Source organism: Staphylococcus sp. GDX7P312P (assembly GCF_008385775.1).
Lineage (GTDB): Bacteria > Bacillota > Bacilli > Staphylococcales > Staphylococcaceae > Staphylococcus > Staphylococcus haemolyticus.
In genome coordinates, this window is sequence record NZ_VUKI01000047.1 from 1 (window position 1) to 23514 (window position 23514).

The following is a 23514-nucleotide window of genomic DNA, read 5'->3' on the forward strand; positions in this document are numbered from 1 at the left end:
ACTGAGCTACTGCGGAATAATATGATGGAGCGGGTGATGGGAATCGAACCCACAACATCAGCTTGGAAGGCTGAGGTTTTGCCATTAAACTACACCCGCGTAGTAAACGATTATGGGGCGGTTGAAGGGAATCGAACCCTCGAATGTCGGAACCACAATCCGATGCGTTAACCACTTCGCCACAACCGCCAAAATGATTGAATGGTTCAGGACAGAGTCGAACTGCCGACACATGGAGCTTCAATCCATTGCTCTACCAACTGAGCTACTGAACCGTAATAAGTAATGGCGGTCTCGACGGGAATCGAACCCGCGATCTCCTGCGTGACAGGCAGGCGTGTTAACCGCTACACTACGAGACCTATTAAAACTATGTATTGCGGGAGGCGGATTTGAACCACCGACCTTCGGGTTATGAGCCCGACGAGCTACCGAACTGCTCCATCCCGCGCTAATATTATTTACGTCTCAAAAATCAGTACTTAACAAGTATATCATTTAATATTATCTAATGTCAATAATAATTTTAAATAAATTTTACATTCATTTAATCGAATCTTCATATTGAAATGCGACAATTGACTAATAGCTATCGCCTTTCGAATACTTTATTAGTATATATAGTATCATTAACTTAGTCAATAAGTATCACAAACTATTTTGTGTAAAAAAACGCTACATTTAAAATATTTTAATTAAAGATACCAATTGGATATCTAATTGCACTTGAAAGTATCTCTATATTTAATTATCAACCTTAATGGTAATAAAAAGTAGGTAGCTTTAACTCCCTACTTAAATTAGTTTAAATATAGGACTATTAATAATTAAATCAGATGTTTTATTACTTAGTCATGTATTGTTGCATTTTCTCTTGTAATTCAGTAAAGGATACGAAGCCCTCTTCTTCTAAGAAATGTCCACCTTCATTAACAATTTTAGTCTTACCATCTAATTCGTCAATTAAGTTTTGAGTTTCTAAGTAAGAAACATAAGAATCATCTTTTGAAGCTAGTCCATAAAAGTGGTTAACTTTAGTTTTAATCAAGTCATAATCAACATTAAACTCCCCTACTTTTATTGAATCGTCTATTTTCTTCGCATCTTCTTTAAATCCTGCTATACTAAAGAACCCCTCAAATGGTCCATCAATTGATAGACCTTCAATGTATTTCAAAGTAGCCAATGAACCATACCCATGAGTGACAAAATAAGTATCTTTAGATAAAAGTTCAATTTGTTGATTTAATTCGAAGACCCAATTGTCTATATCATCATTCTTACTTTCATCTAAATGGAATAGTTGAACATCGTAACCTTCTAGTTCTAAATTATGTTGTAACCACTTATACCAGTGGTTATGAGAATTCCCTAATTGTGAATGAACTATAATTACATTAGTCATTAATATTTTTACCTCCTTAAACTTAAATAATAATTCTCAATTTATATAACAAAACACTTTTAAAGAGGCAAATTCGCCTCAAAAAAAGTGTTTAAATTATTATATTTCATCAAGCAATTCTTCCACAGCATTTTTACCCTGTTGAATACAATCTGGAAGCCCAACCGCTTCAAATGGTGCTCCTGTAATTCTGAGTGCAGAATAAGTATTTTTAACGTGCTGTTGAATTTTTCTTATTTGACCAATATGACCAATGTGATATTGAGGCATGCTTTTAGTCAAACGATTAACAATTGTAAACTCCGGATCTCCATGAAAAGTCATCATTTTATTTAAATCACGACGTGCGATAGTCGCAATTTCTTCATCAGTATGATCTTCAACAACTGTATCACCTGGTTTACCTACATATGCTCTAATTAAAACTTTTCCTTGCGGTGTAGTAAAAGGCCATTTTTTACTAGTCCAAGTACAAGCTGTAATATTTGTATTACTTGTTCTCGCGATGACAAAACCAGTACCGTTATATGTATTTTCAATATTCTTCTCATCAAATGCAAATACAACTGTTGCAACTGAAGTAGAATCCATCTCGTTAAAGTATTTAAAAGCTTGATCGTGATTGAACCATTTCATAAATGTTTGATGAGGCGTAGTAATTAAAATACCATCAAATTGTTCACTGTATTGATCAGTTACTATTTCATAATTGTCATTGTTAATAGTGATATCTTCTACATATGTTTGATATTTCATCTTTACGCCTTTATCTTGTACATTTTTAGCTAATGCTTCAATAAATGAACTTAATCCGTGACGAAATTGTCTAAATTGACCTTTAGGGGCACCAGGATATAATTGACGTTGTTTAATACGTTCAGCCTTTTCGTGTTGCATACCTTTGATTAAACTACCGTACTTTTCCTCTTGTTCTTTAAAATTAGGAAATGTACTCATTAAACTCAATCGATCTATATCGGTACCATAAATACCACCCATGAGGGGTTCTATTAAATTTTCAAGCACTTCGTTTCCTAATCGTCTTCTAAAAAACGCTCCAACTGATATATCATCCTCAATTTTTATTGGAGGTATTACCAAATCTAGTCCCGCTCTTAGCTTACCAATTGGTGAAATAAGTCTTGTTTTTAAAAACGGTTTAATATCAGTTGGGATGCCCATAATCGAACCACCTGGTATAGGATACAATTTATTTTTTGCGAAAATGTATGACTGACCTGTTTCATTAGTAATTAAATCATCTTCAAGTCCAATATCTTTTGCTATATCAGTCATGATTGTTTTTCGTCCAAGATAAGATTCAGGGCCTAGTTCTATAGTATATCCATCTTTACGATACGTCTGTATCTTTCCACCTGGTCGATTTGTCGCTTCAAAAATGGTTACATCTATATCTGGTTTATAATGTTTTAAATAATATGCGCTTGAGAGGCCAGTTATACCTGCACCAATAATTGCAACTTTTTTACTCACATTGAGTCCCTTCCTTTATTAAAAAACTGTTTTTATTTCATCCACGATAGCATTTATAAATAATGGATCCGTGTTAGGCATTGTTGGACGATAGTAATTTGCTCCTATCTCATCACAAACAACTTTACATTCATAATCATTATCATACAGTACTTCCAAATGCTCACATACAAAACCTACTGGTGTGTAGATAAAGTGTTTATATTGATGTTCGTTGTATAAAGTTCTTGTTAAATCTTGTACATCAGGTCCTAACCAAGGAGTACCTGTGTGACCCTCAGACTGCCAGCCTTGAGCAACGTGTTTAATATTTGAAGATGTTTGTAAACGATTCATTGTATCTTTTAATTCATCAGGGTATGGATCATTATTTTTTTCAATTAAACCTTTAGGCAAACTATGAGCTGATACAACTAAGATTGTCTCATCATGTTCATTTTGGGGAATTTGCTCTAAAGTTTCATTGATTTTATTAGTCCAATACTCAATAAATTTAGGTTGGTGATAATAATGTTCAACATGATGTAAAGCAATATCGTATTTATCGGCTTCTTCTTTAGCACGTTTATTGTATGATCCAACTGAGAAACTAGAATAATGTGGCGCTAAAACAACAGTAACCGCTTCTTTAATGCCATCTTTATACATTTTTTCTACAGCTTCTTCAATATAAGGAGATATATGCTTTAGACCCAAATACAATTTAAATTCCACATCTTCATAAACTTGATTTAAAGCATCTTTTAATGCTTCAGCTTGACGATCAGTAGTGCCAGCTAAAGGAGAAAGACCACCAATAAATTCATATCGGTCTTTTAAATCTTGTAATTCCTCATCAGTTGGTCTCTTACCATGTCTAATATCTGTATAATATGGTTCAATATCACTCTCTTTATATGGTGTTCCATATGCCATAACTAATAAACCTACTGTCTTAGTCATTAAATAAAACCTTCCTTAATCTTTGTATTCTTAATACTATTTACTTGTATAATCATGAACAAATTGAGTAACTCGCTTTAATGTATCAGGTTGTACTTCAGGAAAAACACCGTGTCCTAAATTAAAAATGTGTTTACCTCTTTCCATACCCTCGTCCAAAATTTCACGTACTCTTTGCTCTATTACGTCCCAAGGCGCGAGTAACAATGAAGGATCTAAATTACCCTGTAACGTTTTATTAACACCCATTTTTGTAGCTGATGAGATAGACGTACGCCAATCTAATCCTAGGACATCTATTGCTAAGTCATTCCATTCATTAATTAAATGGCTTGCACCCACTCCAAACATTATGACAGGAACATCATATTTAGCTTTAATTCCATTAATTAACTTATCCATTGAGGGTTTAATATAATATCGATAATCTTGAACATTTAAAGCTCCAACCCATGAGTCGAAAATTTGAATCAGCTCTGCGCCCGCTTCAACCTGAGCAACCACATAGTCAATTGATACTTGTACGAGATGATTCATTAAGGCAAACCATGTTGCCTCATCTCCATACATCATTGCTTTAGTGTAATTATAATTTTTTGAAGGACCGCCCTCAATCATATAAGAAGCTAATGTAAATGGCGCACCTGTAAACCCAATTAATGGTACATTCAATTTCTCTTGTGTTAGCAATTGAATTGTTTCAAGTACGTACGGTACATCACGTTTTGGATCAATTTGAGTTAATTTGTCTACATCAGATACAGATTTAATTGGATTGCTAATGACTGGTCCAATACCTGATTTAATATCAACATCAACACCAATTGGTTTCAAAGGTGTCATTATATCTTTATATAAAACTGCTGCATCAGTATTATAATTATCAACTGGTAATTGAGTTACATAAGCACATAATTCAGGTTGGTGTGTGATGTCGAAAAGTGAATATTTCTCTTTTAATTTTCGATATTCTGGTTGTGAACGGCCAGCTTGGCGCATAAACCATACAGGTGTATGAGATGTTTTTTCACCTTTAATTGTTTGTAAAATTGTATTATTTTTATTATGCACCTTATAGTCCTCCTAAATTAAAATCATTCTTATCTATAATATCATATGCTGATATAATTATCGTTTATCTACACTTAAATGTCATAAAAAAGACAAAGCATAAATGTACATTTCAATTCATTAAATTATAATAATTTATTAAACATAATTATAGTATATTTATATGCTTAAAAATATCCCTCAATAAGATTAAATGAATTTTTAAAATATTTAAACAATACATACAATTATTATAGCTAGTATCATTAATTAATCGTATAATATAAACAATAAAGGAGGTATGAGTCATGAACATATATACAACTTATGGGACTTATGGTTACTTAAATCAAATCCGAACAAATAATACTGATAGAAATCTATTTTTATTTTCAACAAATGATTCTTCTGTAATTATTGAAGAATCAGATGAAAAATCAATTTTAAAACATCCAACTATTTATACAACTGTTAATGCTATTAATGACTTAAATCAAACACATTTTTACTCAGCAATATTTATCCCTTCTTCTGATGATCATGTTCATCAATTAGAAAAACGTATTGCAAATTTGGAATTAAATTTCGATAAGTTTGCCGGCTTTAAAAGTTATCGATTTTTAAAGCCAGCGCAAGGAACAACTTACAAAGTTTATTTTGGTTTTGCTAATCGCCAAACTTACGAAGATTTTAAAGAAACAGATACATTTAAGGATTATTTTTCAAAAGATGCATTAAGACATTATTTTGGTTCTAGTAGCCAACATTCTAGTTACTTTGAGAGATATTTATATCCAATCAAGGAATAATAAAAAGGTTGCCTGTTAACTAGATGTAGTTTAGCTCGTTCTAGTTATAGGCAACCTTTTTAATCTTTAAGTAGTGATTCTTGATAATGTAATTTCTTAATTGTGCTTCTAATCGTTAACCACCCTACTATAAAGAAGATTAGAGCGAAAAAGAAATATTGTGGGTAAATACTGATAAATGCAATTGAAAAAATTAATCCTATAATTAACATCAAGCGATAAAGAAATTTTTCATAGCCTTTAATCACTTCGACATCTGATACTGGCCAAACTTGAGGCCATAATCCATAGGCTTGTTGCGTATAAAATTGAGACATTTGCAATAATGTAATGTACATAAACAGACATCCAATAATTGCTGAAACAATCGGAAACGATAGCCAAATCATTAGCACTAATGCAATGACAATCAGTCGAAATATTATACTAAAAGCATCTCTACCTCTTACAAAGCTACGCGTGAACAGATATAAATACATATTTTTAGAATTAAATTTCCGGCCTTTAGGTGTAGGTAATAAGAAATCTAAATATCTACGTCTAACTGCAGACTCTTTTAAATGTTTAACATCCGTAAACATATTTACGAATTTATAATAATTTGTATGGTGTCTTTCTTCAATATTTATCATTCGTTCCCATGGATATAAATTAACTCGATTTAATTTAGGTAACGCTAACATTCCACCAAGTAATATAAGCGTAAAGATAACTCCCCAGTACATTTGGTAACCCAATATTAAGTCATATGTTACTAAATTAATCAAAATTAAAATTAAACTTATACTCCAACTTGATTGCTTTAGTTGATACCATTGCCATCTCACTTTCAATCCAATCCATGGATGTATCAATGTTAAAATGCTCAAGATGATAAATGGTGTTATGAAATCACCATCTAATTTAGAAAATAATGGAAACAAGATAATGAGTATTACTAATTGTATCGCTATTCTATTGAAATAACTGTAGCGAATGCTTAGGTTCATATAATCTTTCATATGTTTTTCAAAAGGCAATAAGAATATTCTATCTGCATCTTTTAAAAATGTTCGTATTGGAAAGATAGATGTTACAGCTAATATTATACTTGCACATAACGCATAATCTATATGTTTAGGTATATGTTGCAACCATTGACCATAACCTAATATAAATGCTCCCAATAAAATTAATAAAAATACTGAAAAATGGCCATTAAAAATAAATTTATTATAATAACGCTTTTCTTTTTGAATGGTGTTCAATCTAGATTTAAATAATGAAGTAGCTGTATTATCCATTTTCTTGACCACCTTGTGTGACATGTATATAGATGTCATCAAGTGTGTGACCACTTAAACCAGTTTGTTTACGTAGCTCCTCTAAATCACCGAAAGCAACCACTCTACCTTTATCTAAAATAATAAAACGATCACAATAACGTTCTGCAGTTGCCAAAATATGCGTACTCATTAAAACAGTACGTCCTTCATTTTTCTTTTCTACCATTAAATCCAACATAGATTGAATCCCTAGTGGATCAAGTCCTAAAAATGGTTCGTCAATAATATATAATTCTGGATTAACAATGAATGCACATATTATCATCACCTTTTGTTTCATACCTTTAGAGAAATGACTAGGAAAGACCTTTAATTCATTCTCTAATCTAAATGTTTTAAGTAAAGGTCTTGCACGTTTCATTGCTTCTTCTTTACTCAATTGATATGCCATTGCAGTCATCGCAATATGCTCTTCTAATGTTAATTCTTCATAAATAATTGGTGATTCAGGTATATAAGATAACTTTTTTCGATAAACTTCGATGTCATCTGTAATTTCTGTATTTGAAATAGAGAGATTACCCTCAGTTGGCGTTAATAAACCTAGCATATGTTTAATAGTTGTGCTTTTGCCTGCACCATTTAATCCAATTAAACCAACAATTTCCCCTGCTTTTAATTCAAAATTTATATCTTCAATAACAGGACGTTTCCCATAACCACCTGTTAAATGTTCAACTTTTACTGTCATAAGGCACCTCCATGAATAACATTGTACCAAAATTAGCTTTTAACTACTAAAATTACATTTACTTCACTAACGAAATTTTATTTTACTAATGCTATAATAAGCTATAAATACGTAAAAGGAGTGCATTCAAATGGCTGAAACTGTATTTAGTAAAATTTTATCTGGAGAGATTCCAAGCTTTAAAGTTTATGAAGATGACTTTGTTTATGCATTTTTAGATATTTCACAAGTGACTAAAGGTCATACATTATTAATCCCTAAAAAAGCGTCACCAAATATTTTTGAAACTGATGAAGAGACAATGGCTCATATTGGTGCAGCTTTACCTAAAGTCGCTAATGCAATTAAGAAAGCTTTTAATCCTGATGGACTAAATATCATACAAAATAATGGTGAGTTCGCAGATCAATCAGTATTCCATATTCATTTCCATTTCTTACCACGATACGAAAATGATATCGACGGTTTCGGATACCATTGGGAAACACATGAGAACGAAATTAATGATGAACAAAAACAAGCTATCGCTGATCAAATCAAAGCGCAATTTGATTAATTCTGCATATTGAATGTCATTTTAGGGTAATATACAATTATAATTAACTTGTCGAAATATGATTGTTGTAGAATCTGAAATTTATTTCATTTCTTATTCTATTATTATCCGTTAACGACATAATAAGTGAGGAGAATAGAACATGAAAATATCACGCGTATTATTTGGTATTACTGCGGGAGTAGCATCTGGAATTGCTGTTTCTTGGTTAAACCGTGATGATCAAAGCGTAAAGAATAACACGATTGATTCTAAAGAACCTACTGGGTCTCGCTCTGAATTAGAACGTGAAATTGAGTCACTTAAACGTAATTTCTTTAATATTATTGATTATGGTAAGCAAGTTAAAAATGATGGTGTCTCATATGGTAGCGAAATTGGTGATGAATTTAAAACATTAATTGGTGATTTTAAATCGGATATTAATCCTAATATCGAAAAATTACAATCACACATTGAAAATCTCCAAAATCGTGGTGAAGAAATAAGTAATACTTTTTCAAAAGATAATAAATAAAGTTTAATCATTAGATTAAACTGTGATACGGGAGTGGCGTTGAAATCATTATGAATATTTCGCTACTCTCTTTATTAATGCCAAAATTGACTTGACTGTTGTTACTGATAGTTAGATAATACGTAGCGTATATAAATAAGACCTATTAAGAGGTGTCAGTATGTTTCTATGTAAACGTCAAATTGATATTCATGCACGATTTGGTGTACCAAGAATTGCATTTTTAAGTTTTACTATTACAGTCATCGCATTTTTAATTAGTTATGAAATAATGTACTATTTTGTAGATACACCTTTATCAGATCGACATTTTATTATCTTATTAATATTTGTTGCACTTATGTACCCTATCCATAAAGCATTACACCTTCTCTTTTTCTTACCATATGTTAATTCATTTAGAATTCATAAATTAAACAAAAAGCGTTGGTTACCCTATTTTAATACGTATGTAAGTACGCCTGTACATAAGATATACTTTTGTATTAATTTAATTTTACCTTTTATTTTAATAACTATATTTTTGATTTTTCTAACGATGCATTTTCCGCAATACGGACACTATTTCATGTTTTTACTTGCGTTAAATTTTGGCATATCTGTAATGGATTTTTTATATCTTAAGATTATTATTTTTTCAAATGAAGGTCATTTTATCGAGGAGCATCAAACAGGTATAAATATATTAAACAAAGTGCCATATCAATCTTTTCATTAAGTATCATAGTATCGAGCTTGAAACATATATTATGCCTCAAGTTTGATACTTTTTTAATACTTAAGCCCTATTTAATCTCATACTTTGGCAGTATCTAGCCTGATTCTAATTGGTGATGTTTTCATAATATGTTATAGTAACGTTGTTATTAATGTAAAAGGAGCTATCAACTATGAAAATTATGAATAAATTAATTGTTCCAGTAACTGCGAGTGCTTTACTTTTAGGTGCATGCGGTTCAAATGCAACAGATTCAGAAAGTAATACATTAATCTCTTCTAAAGCTGGAGATGTAAAAGTAAAAGATGTAATGAATAAAATTGGTGACGAACAAATTGCTAGTACGTCATTTAGCATTGCGTTGAATAAAATTCTAGCTGATAAATATAAAGATAAAGTCGATACAAAAGATATCGATGATGAAATTAAAAAAGAACAAAAACAATATGGTGGCAAAGATCAATTTGAAAGTATGCTTAAACAACAAGGTATGTCTTTAGATGATTATAAAGAACAGAAAAAACTTGCCGCATATCAAAAACAATTATTAGCTGATAAAGTCAAAGTGTCAGACAAAGAACTTAAAGAAAACACTAAAAAAGCTTCTCATATTTTAATAAAAGTTAAATCAAGCAGTAGCGATAAAGAAGGTTTATCAGACAAAAAAGCTAAAGAGAAAGCTGAAAAAATTCAAAAAGAAGTTGAAAAGAACCCAGATAAATTTGGAGAAATTGCTAAGAAAGAATCTATGGATTCTTCAAGTGCCAAAAAAGATGGTTCTCTAGGTTATGTAGTTAAAGGACAAATGGTAAGTAAATTTGAAAAAGCACTATTTAAACTAAAAGAAGGTCAAGTTTCAGATGTGGTTAAAACAGACTATGGTTACCATGTCATTAAAGCCGATAAAGAGAATGATTTTGATAAACAAAAATCTAAACTTAAAGCCAAACTAATCGAACAAAAAGTACAAAAAGATCCTAAGATTTTAACAAATGCGTATAAAGATTTATTGAAAGAATATGATGTAGATTATAAAGACAGTGATATCAAGAAAGCTGTAGAAAACACTATTTTAAATCCTGAGAAACTTAAACAACAACAGTCATCTTCAGATAGTTCTTCAGCTGCATCAGGTTTATCTTCATAATTTTCATAGTATTAACATTAAATAGTAAGGGAGCAAGTCAATCAATTCGTTAAGAATTAGGCTTGCTCCCTTTCACGTGTTCAAAATTATAAAAAACAAGCGTTTTTAACCACTACATTGTCTATTCATTAATTGACATTGCAAGGTAAAAACGCTTTTTAATTAGTCTAATTTTTCTGGATTGTAAAACTGTCTATTTTCCATACCAAAAATTCGTTCAGTAAATTGACCTTTATCAGTTTTCTTAAATGCTTTTTCAAACATATTCATTTTCGCATCGATATTGTCAATAAAGAATAATATTTCTGCTTCTTTTAAATGTGGTAACTTAGGTGATCCAAATTCCATTTTGCCGTGATGTGCTAAAATCATATGACGAAGTAACATCACTTCTTCACCATCAATTCCTAATTCTTTCGCCGCTTCGGCAACTTCATCACTTGCAATTGATATATGTCCTAGCAAATTACCTTCAACTGTATATGTTGTAGCTACTGGACCACTTAATTCCCTTACTTTACCTAAATCATGCAAAATAATTGAACTATACAACAAACTACGGTTTAACAATGGATAAATGTTGCATAATGACTTAGCTATTTCTAGCATTGTAAGTACGTGATAACTTAGTCCACTTGCAAAATTATGATGGTGTGAACTTGCTGCAGGATACGTAAAGAATTTATCTTGATATTTTTTCAATAGATGACGTGTTATACGTTGTAAATTAGCATTTTCAATATCTAAAATATAGTGTGAAATGTTTTCTTGGATTTCATCCGGAGATAAAGGTGCACCATCAACGAAATCTTGAGTCTTAAATCCGTCTTCTGGATTAGCTAATCTAAACTGATTGACTTTCATCTGTTTACGACCTCGATAATTAATCACGTCGCCTTTAACCCAAACAATTGTCTCAGGTTTAAGAATCTGCATATCTTCTTTACTAACAGTCCATAGTTTGGCTTCAATATCACCACTTTTGTCTTGTAAGAATAAAGTCATATAGTCTTTTCCTTGAGCAGTAACACCTTGTGTAGCTCTATGAATTAAGAAGAAATTTTCAACCGAATCTCCTGGATTTAGCTTTTCTACATTTCTCATCGTTTTCCGCCTTCCTCTAGTTTATTTAAAATTAGCATCTCTTTAGAAGGAATTGCAGCATCTTTCATGCAAGTGAAGTATAACACTTGATAATCTTTCGCTAATTCTCTTAAATAGTTTAACATCATTGATTTTCTTTGTTTATCAAAATGAACAAAAGCATCATCAATTATTATTGGGAAAGGATAATAAGGTCTTAAAATCTTAATCAAACTAATTCTAAGTGCAATATATAATAATTCTTTCGTTGATTGACTTAGTTCAAGTGGATGATACATTTGGCCATTATTATGTTTAACCATTATTGTATCATTTTCATAAGTTATCATATTATAATTCCCTTGTGTCAGAGCCGTAAATATATTTACAGCTTCATTTATAACTTGAGGTAATCGTTTATCTTTAATTTGCTTAATATGTTCATTTATTAATGCTTCTAAGTAACTTAAACTAGCCCAATCTTTAGCTAAATCATTCATTCTATTCTTCAAGTTATAATACTCATGTCTTAACTTAGATAATGTTTTATCTGTCTCCATGTAATTAATTTGAGCGGTTAAGTCACTAACTTCAGTTTGTTTATCTAAATACTGATCGTTATATGCATCAACTTGTTTAGCAAGAAGCGCATCTTCTTCTTCCAATTGAGCAGTTGTTTTTTCGCTCAAATTCGAACTATCTTCATAAGAGAAATTTTGATTTTCGAGATATGCAGTTAAATCATTAAATCTTGCAAGTTGTTGGTGATACAATTGATATTGCTCGTAAGATTGATAATACGCTTCTTCACTTGAAACATTGATATAAGTAAATAATGTATTTATAGTTTTTTCATTTTCTTCTAATTGTTCTTTTAATTGTTTCAATTCATTACTTAATAACTCAATTTGACTTTTAAGTTGTTCTTTCTTCTCTTTATTACTCTCGTATTTAGAAATCCAGCTCTTCATATCATTAAATAGTGAAGCTTTATTAAATGGTGTGATTTCATTTTCAGTATTTTTAAGCGCTTTATCATAAAAATGCGTCAATTTCTGATTTACTTGTTGATGTTGATCTAATAATTTACTGCGGTAACTGTCATTTGATTTAAGTTGATTCATAGTTTTAAAGCTATCTAGTAATAAATCATCTGTCATTTCATTAGGTACTTTCACATTTTCTTTAACTGCATTTAATTTTTGAGTTAAGTCATTGATTTGTTGTTCTGTTTTTTGCAGTAAATTCTCTTGATGATTTAATTTATTAGCTAATACACTTTTATTGTTACTTGCATTACTCCAACGTTCACGTAGTTGAAATTGTTGATCTAAGTCGAAGTTTAAATCGTAATTAGATTCCAAATCATTAATTTGTTGTTCCAAATCATTAATTTCTTCACTAATTGATTCACTGTAATCAATTTCTTTGGTCTTAACCAAGAAAGTACCAACAATAAATATGACAGTTAAGATTGCAAATATAACTCCGAAAATTAAATTTTGTGTCACAAATGAGAATAGTGTTAAACCCAGACCAACTAAAGATAACACTATAAAACTTAATCTAAGCCACCAATTTCTCTTTTGCTTTCTTTCTTTATCAGAATTAAATGTATCTTTAAGTTTGTTATACAGATTTTCTTTCTCATGTAGTTCTAACTTTTGTTGATTATATTGTTTCTTTTTATCCAGTGAATCTTCAGAAACTAAATCTTTTTCCAAGTTTTCTATTTCCTGAGATAACGTATTTTGTTCAATTTGATTTTCATCAATAGCTCTTTCAATTTGTTGTTTTAACACTTTTTGCTCATTTCGCGTCTTGATAGTTTCACTAACATAATTCTTCATAGATTCAGAGGTATCTGTATTGTGATAAACTTCTTGCCAACCAATACTTGTTTTCAAATCAGCTTCTTGACGCTCGTAATCATCAATTTCTTGCTTAAGTGAAGAAGATTTCATTTCAGCTTGTTGAATTTCATTTTCGTCACGAGTTAAATGATAAATATGATTAGCTGTATCTTCATTCAAAGCAGGAATTGCATTATATTCATTCTCTAATTGTTTTAATTTCTCTTCACGCAAACTTATATCTCTAGCTAGAGATTGTTTGTAATTTGAAGCTGTTTCATAACGCTCGATCCCTTTTTCCGGAAAACTTAATGGCTCAATATTAAGTTTTTGCTCTAAATCTTTCCATTCTTGAGCTTGTTCATGAATAGCAAGTTGCTTTTGTTTACTTTCATGCATTTTTGATAATTGGTTTAGATTGGCTTTTAAATGTTCTAAATGACGTTGTGATTTATCTCTATCATCAACTAAACGATGATATTCATCTAACTTAGCCTCTTCTTCTCTTATTTGGGCTTCAAGGCTTTTCAATTCATCAAGCTGTTGATTGAGTATTGGGTTTTTTCCAGCCTTTTTATAAAGCGTGGATTTCTTTTGACTGACCATTTTATTCATCATTGTGAACTCAGAAGAACCTAATGCACCTGCTTCAAGTAAATAACTTTGTAATTGGTCCTCATCTAAGTTACGGTGAATATCTTGTAATCCAAGCACATTAAACGAGAATATACCTTGATAAGTTTTCTTAGAAATGTAATTTAATTTTTTCTTGAGCCAAGCTTCGTCTCGAATCAAACCATTTTCTAGGTAAACTTTTACATCACCTGAAATGCTACCTTTAACTCTCTCTACTACGATTTCTGATTGGTCATCTAGTATAAGCGTAAGTTTTCCCCCATACTGATTACCCATACGTGGTTCAAGTCGAGGTTCTTTTTCTTTTTTCGTTGGAAAGCCAAAAAGTATAGAATGTATGAAAGCTTGAATCGTTGATTTACCAGCTTCATTCTCACCAAAAATTTCAGTAAATTCACGGTTGAACTCTATTTTGCGATGCACAAATTGACCATAGCCATAGATCTCTAAAGATTTAATGATCATCACTTTCACCTCTCATGTCTGCCTTTAAAATGTTCTCAGCGCGATTAACAAGTTCAACAGTATCAAACTCAGTATAATCTTCTAAATATTTGGATGCTCTAGGATTTAAATATAATTCAGTCATCGCCTCTTCAAACACTTTATTATCTTTGATTAAATCAGCTGAAAATTCTCTTACAAGAGGTACTTCATCCATTTGCATATAATTAAATGTGAGCGTTTCTATGATTACGAAATGATGTTCATTTTCTTCGTAGTCATCAATCATTTCTTTAATTTGACTAATGTCTTGTGAAGATATGGGTCTATCACTGTCAACATTTACAGTTAATCTATAAAAAGCCTTTCCATTAGAACGTACGCTTTCTTTGAAGGATTGAATTGCTTCATAGATACCTTGTTTAGTAAGTTTATCAGTATTTATAGTAGCTTCTTCAAATCTAATTTGTTGCGTTGGAATAAAAGTAGCGTTTAATCGTAAATGGTCTCCTTCTACCAATAAACATCCCTTAGGTCCTTGCTCACCAAAATGACGTCCTTGAATGTTTCCAGGATAGTGAATTGGAGGCATATCACTTAATTCCTGTCTTTCATGAATATGGCCAAGTGCCCAATAATGATATAGTTTTTGATTCAAATCTTCTAAAATAAATTCAGTATAGCGATTTTTAGTTGAAGATTTACTATAAGTACCGTGTAACATTCCAATATGAATACCTTTTTTACCTTGGCTAGATGGATACTCATCAATTTTATTTTCATAACTTGTATCATGTTGATAACTAAAACCATGAACAAAAATTGTCTCTCCATCTTTTGTGATAGCTTGATATGTTTCTACTCTATTTGAGAAGACCGAAACATTATCTGGCCAATCATTAGTAATTTTTTCAGTTAGTGGATCATGATTACCATGACTTATGTAAACGAAAATTTGTTCTTTTTCTAATCGCTTAAATTGTTCTTTCAAGAATACTTCAGCACGCAACGTACGATTCTCACTATCAAATAAATCTCCAACGATGAGAACAAAATCAACTTCTTCTTTTAATGCTGTATCGACAATCTTCTTAAAGCTTTCATAAGCACTGTTTTGAACATCTTCAAAAATTGATGGCGCCAAATGACTTTTAGATTTAAAGGGGCTGTCGAGATGTAAATCTGCACAGTGAATAAATTTTATCATTGAAATTAGCTCCTTAATTGCATCTTCGTTTATCTTTATGTATTCCTTTATTTTACCATAACTTATTTATTTGGGTCGATGAACTTATATATTAAAAAAGCTACAAAGCTTTCAATTGAAAGCTTTGTAGCTTATTGTGCTAACAATTAGTCAGCGTAAATTTCATCTAATGGTTTAACAATGATTTGATTAATTTCTTGGAATACTTGGCTCATTTTTTGCTCAGCTTGCATTAATTCAGAAATATTTTCATCTTTTTCAATTGCTTGAGCTTGTTCTTGAGCTTTTGCTAAATCTTCTTCAGGAATTTCTTCACCTTGCATTTGTTTTTGTTGGAAACTTAATTGAGTTTCACGGAACTCATCGAATAATTTTTTTGATTCTTCATTATCTTTAACTTTAGAGAAAGCATCTTTAATAGCTTTATATTCATCACTATCTCTTAATGCTTGTTCTAGTTGATTTGCATAATCATATAAATTTACTGCCATGTTTGTTTGCACTCCTTAGTGAAAAGTAATTTTGACAACTCTTTATTACCATAACATATTATTTATAGTTAGACAAAGATTGCGACTATACCTTGGAAGAATCCTATAATACCACCCAAAATGAAACCTAATGACATGATAAGTTTTAACTCTTTATTAGCGATTTCAATAATTAATCTTTCAATATAATCTAAGTCAAAGGTATTAATTTGATTTTCAACCATCTGACGTAAATTTATTTTTGTCATTATCGTTGATAAATGATTAGATGCTTGTTTAATTATTAAATCAGTAATTGTATTAGCAACTCCTACTTGAATTTGATCAACTAATTTTGGTGTTAACTTACTGATTGGAGTATCCATTTTTTCATTTAATTGTAAGTTTGTCATAATCAAATGCACCAGGGATTCACTTATATTTGTAAATTGTTCTTCTTTTACAACATGACTTAAAGGTTGAGATTTTAAAGTTTCATATTCATCTCGAATCACTTTGTCAATAATAACTTTTGCTTTAGGATGTCTTGTTAAACGTATTAATTCATGTTGAACACGTTCAGCAATACTTTCTTTAGTCATAAACATTTGTAATAATCCAACGATTTTACCCTTTTCAGCAAAAAATGTATCTAGCATATCGTAAATATCTCTAGCACCTTTATCTGAAGAAAGATAATTACGTGCACGTTCTCGAATTAAATCACCTGCTTGGTCTAATTTTTCATCGACCATTGTTACTACTTCTGCAGGAAGAATTTCATTAATTGATGTTGCCTGTTTATCATAGTAATAATTATTCAATTTATTTATTATGATTTTATCTAGCTTATTGTTAATGAGGTCATCAAGATCAAAATCAAATTGATTTGCAAACTTTCGTATTGTAGCATCGTCACTTTTTAATTTAGACAATTGCTTTATTACTAAATCATTGATTGCTTCACGCGTATTTGGTTCATTTAACTTTTGATGTATAACTGACTCTGTTATCAAATGTTCTTCAATCACTTGACCTATCTTAGTATCAATTTCTTCCCTTCTTTTAGGAATTAGACCAGGTGTAAATGGTATACGCATCTTGAATATATAATATGGTTTAAATGGATGGAATAACATTCTTATTGCAATTACATTTGTTACGCCTCCAATTACAGCCCCTACTACTACCATAAATAGGATAACTAAAAAAGCTTGCATCTCGATTTCTCCTTAAAAATTATTTTCACAATATGATGATTATATCACTTTGGAATTTATGGTTCCTTAATTTTACTTTGCATTAAAATTGAAAATGCTGAATTGTTTTGAAAATAAAAAAATCGAGCCGCGATATCAAATATCTTAGGCTCGTCTTTTAATTAATATCAAGTTAAACTTAAGCTAAGAATTTCTTGATATAAGAATAATCTCAGTTCAGTCAGTTTTACAATTATGCTATGTAGTCTCAAAACATTATGTTCGCCATAAGTAATAACCACACACCTTGAATGTATATAAATTAAAAGTGATTAAATCTGGTGTGATTCTTCTATCACTTTCATATTAAATCATAATATTTTAACTATTATTAAACGTGCATTAATTCTTCTTTAGCATTTCTGTTAAAGTATGTTTCAGCTTCTCTTAATTTTGAAGTGCCAAAGATAGGTTGCTTTTCAGAATTTAAAACTCTATATATGTTGCTTACTTTATTACTTTGTAACATAAAACCATTACGTGTTTCGATAGTATTCCAATAAATATCACTAGTTGTTGAATGATTTGGATATGCACAATGATTACGTGAAATAGTTTGAACAATTTCTAAAGGATCGCAACCGAACGTATTATTTAAAACATCTGAATCTCTGAATAATGCACAAATTGAAACACATGTTGTCCAGTTTGGTAACACACGTTCTTTCTCAATTTGAACTAATGTTTTTTTTGAAAGGCCAATTGTTTGAGCCATAGTATCTTGCGTATAGCCCGCTTCAATTCTTACCATTTTAAATTTTGTTTGAATTAAATCTGTGAAACTCTGTCTATCCATATTTTATTCTCTACCTTTCTAATAGGGGTTAATTTATCCGGACACAAGAAATTGCAATAATACACATTTCTTGAAACACAAATTACATCTTAATATATTTTCAATAAAATGAAAAGAGGAATTTTTGTTTTATATACAATTTTATTAATGGCGAAATTATCAAAATAATTAAATTAATTTATTTGCTAACTCACTTCTAATAATCCTTGACATTTTAATTGTATTTTCATTCCTACCTCTTTAACGATTTATTATATTACACTCTATACAAGTTTATTTTCAATAGCATAAATTGCTGCTTGTGTACGGTCTGTTACACTTAACTTATTAAATATATGACTAACATGTGTTTTTATTGTTTTTTCAGAAACAAATAACGTATTTGCAATTTCTTTGTTCGTTTTACCTTTTACCATTTCAGCTAATACTTCTATTTCTCGTTTAGATAGCTTATTAGTATTATGTGGTTTTGAAGACACGGTGTCTATTACACTTTGTGCCTCTGGATGAATAATCCGTTTATTATTTAAAACGTCATGTATCGTTTGAATTAATTTTTGAGGCTCAACATCCTTCATTTCATATCCATCTGCCCCTTTATTAATAGCTGAAATAACGTGTTCATCATCTACATAACTTGTTAATACCAATACTTTAATATCAGGGAAATGACGTTTCACGTATTCTGTCACTTCAATACCATTCATTTCAGGCATTACCAAATCAAGAAGGATGATATCTGGTATAGCATGTTCATTTAAATAATTAATTAAAGATTGACCATCCGATAAGCTTGCCAAAACTTCCAAATCAGCCACCGTCGATAAAAGGAATTCCAATCCTTGTCTTACAATATGATGGTCATCAATCAATATGACTTTAGCCACAATTTTTCTCCTTTCACCAATTTACAAAGGAATCTTTAAAGATAGCGTTGTTCCTTTGTTTGGCATTGTATCTATTTTAACTTGTCCATTTAATACATAAATTCGTTGACTTATGTTTTTTAACCCTTGTGATGAAGTATTAGTTTCTTTGTTCATATCGAAACCAATTCCTTCATCTTTTGCAATAATGATCAACTTTTCTTTATCTTGTTTTAGAATAATATGTACTGAATCAGTTTGAGCATGTTTTTTAGTATTATTCATACATTCCTGTAATATCCTATAAACGTTCTCTTCTACGATATTCGATAAACTAATAATTCCATCAATATTTATTGTTAGTTTTATATTTAGAATTTGCGCATATTGATTTAATGCCTGCACCAAACCATGCTCAAGACCTACTGGTTTAAGTTGCCAAATTAGTGTACGCATTTCATTAACCGCATTTTGACTTGTTTCTTCAATTGTCTTAAAAGCTTTTTTCGCAATTTCATCTGTCGTTATGTCATGTGCTGCATGAGCGGTCAATTTTAATGAAAATAATAATTGGTTTACTGAATCATGTAAGTCTCTTGCTAACCGATTACGTTCATTTAATCTAGCTGCCTCTTTTTCTTGATCAGTTAAATAAATGCGTTTAATTGCAGAGCCAATCTGTAAAGCGACAGATTCTAATAGGGCTAAATCCTGTTCGCTATAACGCGTAGTATACGGTGATGCAACATTGAGTAAACCATATTGTTCTGTGCCAGAGCGTAGTGGCACTGTAGCATGGTGTGTTACACCTTCTGTTTCTGCTTTATATGCTTGATTTGCTAAATTTATTCTAGAACAATTGATTATGTTAGAAGCCTTCGTTAAACGCTCATTATGATACGCAGTGACACACCAACAAGATCCCTCTTTCATATAACAGCAATTATCCTTCTTTAATGCACCTGGGAGGTCAACATCAGCTACCATCTCATGATGGCCGTTATTATCTATAAAGAAGATCCAACCAGTTGTAAAGTTACTACCATTTATTAAATAATTCAAAGCGCCGTGCATCATGTTATATAATTCTGTTTCCTCATTGAGATATTCTGCTATTTCTTTTAATAATGCTAAGCGTGTTGGTTTTTCCATGAAATCGCCTCAGTTACTCATATTTGCATTAGTCTTATTATACAGTGAGATTTACATTTTTAAAAATGTATAAGTTACATACTATTATTTATTATGAAATTCGTAAGATTGTGATTAATATACGTTATTAGCAATCTAAGATATGGTATGATTAATGCGAATGCTATTAGGAGGAAATTATGAAGTTTAAAATACATGAGAATTATAATCAAAATACTTTGAGAGAAATTTTTCAATCATTGAAATTGCCTAAGAAAGACTTACATCAGTTAAATATGTCAAAAGATATAACTATAAACAATCACCCTGCGAAATTAACAGATAAAGTGGTTACAGGGGATGATATTTACATTCCAACACCAGTTGAAAAAAGTAATTACTTACCTAGTTATCGTTACGCACAAATTAGTTATGAAGATGATGATTTAGCTATAGTTATGAAACCTAAAGGCGTTAAGACTCATCCAAATGATTTAAAAGAAAGTAACACTCTAATGAATCATGTTATTTATACGTTAGATAGTGATTATGTCGAACCTATTCATCGCTTAGACCAAGAAACGGTTGGTTTACTCATTGTAGCTAAGAATCCTCTAATGAAAAAAATTCTAGATCGTATGTTGGAAGAAAATGAAATTACTAGAATATATAAGGCTAATGTTAAGTCATTATTACCAATTAAACCTCAAACTATTGATAGTCCTATAGGTAAGGATAAATTCCATCCTAATAAACGACGAATTTCTAATACAGGTCAACGAGCGATTACGCATATTCTTTCCTCTAAAATGATTAAAGAAGGCGTATGCCAATTAGATATTAAATTAGATACGGGTCGTACCCATCAAATTAGAGTTCATTTAGCTGAAATTGGTCACCCTGTTATAGGCGATCCTTTGTATGGTGATTCTACATTACGCCAACTAGAACTTAATAGTCATAAAATTGAATTTAAACATCCACTCACTCAAGAATTAATATCAGTTAGTTTGGATGATGAATAAATAATAAGGAGTAACTATCGATTCATAGACAGTTACTCCTTTTATTGGTTATATGTGGTTGTTTTTTAGTGGGGGTCCACCATATCCTCAGGCTTAATCCATTCTTCAAATTGCTCTTCTGTAACATGACCAGATTGAATAGCAGATTCTTTTAATGTTAACCCTTCTTTATGTGCTTTCTTAGCAATTTGAGCAGCTTTTTCATAACCAATGTGTGGATTTAGCGCAGTAACTAACATTAATGATTGATTTAAATAATTATTAATGTTTTCTTCAATTGGTTCAATGCCGACTGCACAATTATCATTAAACGTTTGCATACCATCTGCAAGTAAGTAAATTGATTGTAATGTATTATGAAGAATTACTGGTTTAAATACATTTAATTCAAAATTACCTTGAGAACTTGCAATTCCAACTGTAGTGTCATTACCCATAACTTGTACTGCAACCATAGTTAACATTTCACATTGTGTTGGATTTACTTTACCAGGCATGATTGATGATCCTGGTTCATTTTCAGGAATTGAAATCTCTGCAAGTCCTGCTCTAGGACCAGAAGCTAACCATCTAATATCATTGGCGATTTTCATTAAGTCTGCTGCTAAGGCTTTTAACGTACCATGTAATTGCACGACTTCATCATGTGAAGTCAACGCATGGAATTTATTTTCAGATGATACAAAGTTATATCCGGTATTCTCTGAGATAAATTTAGCAACTTTATTACCAAATTCTGGATGTGCATTAATACCTGTACCTACGGCAGTTCCACCGATAGCCAAACTTAAGATATGTTTTTTTGATTCAGCTAATAATTCTTCACATTTATCTAACATATAACGCCAGCCACTAATTTCTTGACCTAATTTAATTGGTGTCGCATCTTGTAAGTGAGTACGTCCAATTTTAATAATTGATTGGTATTTATCTTCTTTTTCTTTAAAAGTATCACGTAAATGTTTTAAAGCAGGTTCAAGTTTCGTTTCAACTTCATGATATAATGCAACATGCATTGCTGTTGGAAATGTATCATTTGAACTTTGAGATTTATTCACATCATCATTAGGATGAATCGATTCATCGATACCTTGTTCTTTTAAATATTTATTTGCTACAAAGCTGACTACTTCGTTAACGTTCATGTTACTTTGCGTACCGCTTCCTGTTTGCCAAACAACTAGTGGGAAATGTTCATCTAGTTCCCCTTTTAAAATTAAATCACAAGCGTAAACGATTGCATCTTTTTTAGCATCACTTAGTTTTCCTAGTTCATGATTTGCTAATGCTGCACCTCGTTTTAATTGAGCAAATCCATATACTACTTCAATTGGCATACGTTCTTTACCTACAGGAAAGTTTCGTTTACTTCTCTCCGTTTGTGCACCCCAATATTTATCACCAGGTACTTCAATCTCTCCGAATGTATCGTGTTCAATTCTTACTGACATGCGATAATCTCCCCTTATACAATTATTTATTCATAGTATAGCATTATTTAAATTAAAGGGGCAATGCATTACTAAAGCGGTTTCAATAATACAAATTCATATCATAGATATAAAAAAATAACGATTGAAACAATGATTTAATGTCCCAATCGCTATTATTTTTGAAAAATTTTGTCTTATTGTAATTGACCGTTACTTGCTTAAGTTAGACTTGATATTTAACTTTTACTGCTTTAATAACAGCTAAAGCACTCAAAATATAAAATATTATACTTAAAGTTATTGTAATAGGACTAATTTGAACTAGAAATCCTATAAAACCAGTGAATTGCGCATAAATATCATTTAAAGAATAAATTAAAATACCAGTTATTAAAATACAACACAACACACTTATGAACACACCTGTTTGATTACTCTTAATAAAAGGCTGAGCACTAATATTATCAATTAAGCCTTTAGATAAATTTAATTGTAATTTTATGATTTTAAACAAAATAGGTAAGTAAAGTGCACCGAATGCTATTGGAAATCCTTTTATAGAAAGTAAACTAATAATAATTGTGGCAATCGTAAGTGGAAGCCAATATCTATGTAACATTTTAAGCTCTCCTTATACATTTTCATTGAATTTTATTT

Annotated in this window: 22 protein-coding genes and 5 tRNA genes; 6 read left to right on the forward strand and 21 right to left on the reverse strand. The window is 30.8% G+C overall.

Annotated elements, in window-relative coordinates:
- Positions 1-25 precede the first annotated feature (25 nt).
- From F1592_RS11350 to hemE, 9 genes are all read right to left on the reverse strand, one after another.
- Positions 26-99, reverse strand: a tRNA-Gly gene (locus tag F1592_RS11350).
- Positions 100-113: 14 nt separating this feature from the next.
- Positions 114-189, reverse strand: a tRNA-His gene (locus F1592_RS11355).
- A 13-nt stretch (positions 190-202) separates the two neighbouring features.
- Positions 203-275: transfer RNA gene (locus tag F1592_RS11360), tRNA-Phe, on the reverse strand.
- Positions 276-286: 11 nt separating this feature from the next.
- Positions 287-362 (reverse strand) — tRNA-Asp (locus F1592_RS11365).
- A 15-nt stretch (positions 363-377) separates the two neighbouring features.
- Positions 378-451, reverse strand: a tRNA-Met gene (locus F1592_RS11370).
- A gap of 393 nt (positions 452-844) precedes the next feature.
- Positions 845-1405 carry an RBBP9/YdeN family alpha/beta hydrolase gene (locus F1592_RS11375; RefSeq protein ID WP_053016811.1) on the reverse strand — a complete coding sequence of 187 codons (561 nt, stop codon included), beginning with the start codon at positions 1403-1405 and terminating at the stop codon, positions 845-847.
- Positions 1406-1504: 99 nt separating this feature from the next.
- Positions 1505-2899, reverse strand: coding sequence for a protoporphyrinogen oxidase (gene hemY, locus F1592_RS11380; RefSeq protein WP_149809757.1), 1395 nt, complete (start codon positions 2897-2899; stop codon positions 1505-1507).
- An 18-nt stretch (positions 2900-2917) separates the two neighbouring features.
- Complete coding sequence (gene hemH / locus F1592_RS11385) at positions 2918-3841, reverse strand: ferrochelatase (RefSeq protein ID WP_053016813.1); 924 nt, start codon at positions 3839-3841, stop codon at positions 2918-2920.
- 36 nt (positions 3842-3877) lie between these two features.
- On the reverse strand, positions 3878-4912 hold the full coding sequence (hemE, locus tag F1592_RS11390) for a uroporphyrinogen decarboxylase (protein ID WP_011275429.1): 1035 nt from the start codon (positions 4910-4912) through the stop codon (positions 3878-3880).
- 287 nt (positions 4913-5199) lie between these two features.
- Here hemE and F1592_RS11395 point away from each other — a divergent pair, with 287 nt between their 5' ends.
- Positions 5200-5700, forward strand: a complete 501-nt coding sequence (locus F1592_RS11395) for a hypothetical protein (protein WP_053016814.1) — start codon at positions 5200-5202, stop codon at positions 5698-5700.
- Positions 5701-5759: 59 nt separating this feature from the next.
- Here the strand turns inward: F1592_RS11395 and ecsB are convergent, their stop codons facing one another.
- Positions 5760-6983 (reverse strand): ABC transporter permease EcsB, encoded by a 1224-nt coding sequence (gene ecsB / locus F1592_RS11400; protein WP_037538620.1) that lies wholly within the window; start codon positions 6981-6983, stop codon positions 5760-5762.
- Entirely contained in the window at positions 6976-7716 is a 741-nt protein-coding gene (gene ecsA, locus F1592_RS11405; protein ID WP_037538621.1) for an ABC transporter ATP-binding protein EcsA, read from the reverse strand. Before ecsA ends, ecsB begins: the two co-directional genes overlap by 8 nt.
- 130 nt (positions 7717-7846) lie before the next feature.
- Between ecsA and F1592_RS11410 the strand changes: the two genes are divergently transcribed.
- The 4 genes from F1592_RS11410 to prsA all read left to right on the forward strand — a co-directional run bounded on the left by F1592_RS11410 (position 7847) and on the right by prsA (position 10654).
- Positions 7847-8272: an HIT family protein gene (locus F1592_RS11410; RefSeq protein WP_053018768.1), complete on the forward strand. Its 426-nt coding sequence runs from the start codon at positions 7847-7849 to the stop codon at positions 8270-8272.
- A gap of 142 nt (positions 8273-8414) precedes the next feature.
- Positions 8415-8789, forward strand: coding sequence for a YtxH domain-containing protein (locus F1592_RS11415; RefSeq protein ID WP_037538626.1), 375 nt, complete (start codon positions 8415-8417; stop codon positions 8787-8789).
- A 160-nt stretch (positions 8790-8949) separates the two neighbouring features.
- A complete protein-coding gene (locus tag F1592_RS11420; RefSeq protein ID WP_037538627.1) occupies positions 8950-9507 on the forward strand; it encodes a DUF3267 domain-containing protein in 558 nt (185 codons plus the stop codon).
- A gap of 172 nt (positions 9508-9679) precedes the next feature.
- Complete coding sequence (gene prsA, locus F1592_RS11425) at positions 9680-10654, forward strand: peptidylprolyl isomerase PrsA (protein WP_037538630.1); 975 nt, start codon at positions 9680-9682, stop codon at positions 10652-10654.
- A gap of 162 nt (positions 10655-10816) precedes the next feature.
- Here the strand turns inward: prsA and yhaM are convergent, their stop codons facing one another.
- The 8 genes from yhaM to F1592_RS11465 form a co-directional block, all read right to left on the reverse strand.
- Positions 10817-11758 carry a 3'-5' exoribonuclease YhaM gene (yhaM, locus tag F1592_RS11430; RefSeq protein ID WP_037538631.1) on the reverse strand — a complete coding sequence of 314 codons (942 nt, stop codon included), beginning with the start codon at positions 11756-11758 and terminating at the stop codon, positions 10817-10819.
- Positions 11755-14691 carry an ATP-binding protein gene (locus F1592_RS11435; RefSeq protein WP_107610001.1) on the reverse strand — a complete coding sequence of 979 codons (2937 nt, stop codon included), beginning with the start codon at positions 14689-14691 and terminating at the stop codon, positions 11755-11757. The genes yhaM and F1592_RS11435 overlap by 4 nt, the downstream gene beginning before the upstream one ends.
- Positions 14681-15877, reverse strand: a complete 1197-nt coding sequence (locus F1592_RS11440) for a metallophosphoesterase family protein (protein WP_053016821.1) — start codon at positions 15875-15877, stop codon at positions 14681-14683. Before F1592_RS11440 ends, F1592_RS11435 begins: the two co-directional genes overlap by 11 nt.
- Positions 15878-16023: 146 nt before the next feature.
- Complete coding sequence (locus F1592_RS11445) at positions 16024-16368, reverse strand: YlbF/YmcA family competence regulator (protein ID WP_011275418.1); 345 nt, start codon at positions 16366-16368, stop codon at positions 16024-16026.
- Between the two features lie 68 nt (positions 16369-16436).
- The gene (locus F1592_RS11450) at positions 16437-17567 is read right to left on the reverse strand and encodes a DUF445 domain-containing protein (RefSeq protein ID WP_149809756.1); all 1131 of its coding nucleotides are present in this window, start codon (positions 17565-17567) and stop codon (positions 16437-16439) included.
- Between the two features lie 370 nt (positions 17568-17937).
- Complete coding sequence (xdrA, locus tag F1592_RS11455) at positions 17938-18402, reverse strand: XRE family transcriptional regulator XdrA (protein ID WP_011275416.1); 465 nt, start codon at positions 18400-18402, stop codon at positions 17938-17940.
- A gap of 263 nt (positions 18403-18665) precedes the next feature.
- A complete protein-coding gene (locus F1592_RS11460; protein ID WP_037538638.1) occupies positions 18666-19289 on the reverse strand; it encodes a response regulator in 624 nt (207 codons plus the stop codon).
- Positions 19290-19310: 21 nt separating this feature from the next.
- Positions 19311-20420, reverse strand: a complete 1110-nt coding sequence (locus tag F1592_RS11465; RefSeq protein WP_149809755.1) for a GAF domain-containing sensor histidine kinase — start codon at positions 20418-20420, stop codon at positions 19311-19313.
- Positions 20421-20599: 179 nt separating this feature from the next.
- Between F1592_RS11465 and F1592_RS11470 the strand changes: the two genes are divergently transcribed.
- Positions 20600-21424: an RluA family pseudouridine synthase gene (locus F1592_RS11470; RefSeq protein WP_053016825.1), complete on the forward strand. Its 825-nt coding sequence runs from the start codon at positions 20600-20602 to the stop codon at positions 21422-21424.
- Positions 21425-21489: 65 nt separating this feature from the next.
- On the opposite strand, the gene fumC is transcribed toward F1592_RS11470, so the two are convergent.
- Positions 21490-22875 carry a class II fumarate hydratase gene (gene fumC, locus F1592_RS11475; protein WP_011275412.1) on the reverse strand — a complete coding sequence of 462 codons (1386 nt, stop codon included), beginning with the start codon at positions 22873-22875 and terminating at the stop codon, positions 21490-21492.
- 205 nt (positions 22876-23080) lie between these two features.
- A complete protein-coding gene (locus F1592_RS11480; protein ID WP_037538644.1) occupies positions 23081-23476 on the reverse strand; it encodes a hypothetical protein in 396 nt (131 codons plus the stop codon).
- Positions 23477-23514: the final 38 nt, after the last annotated feature.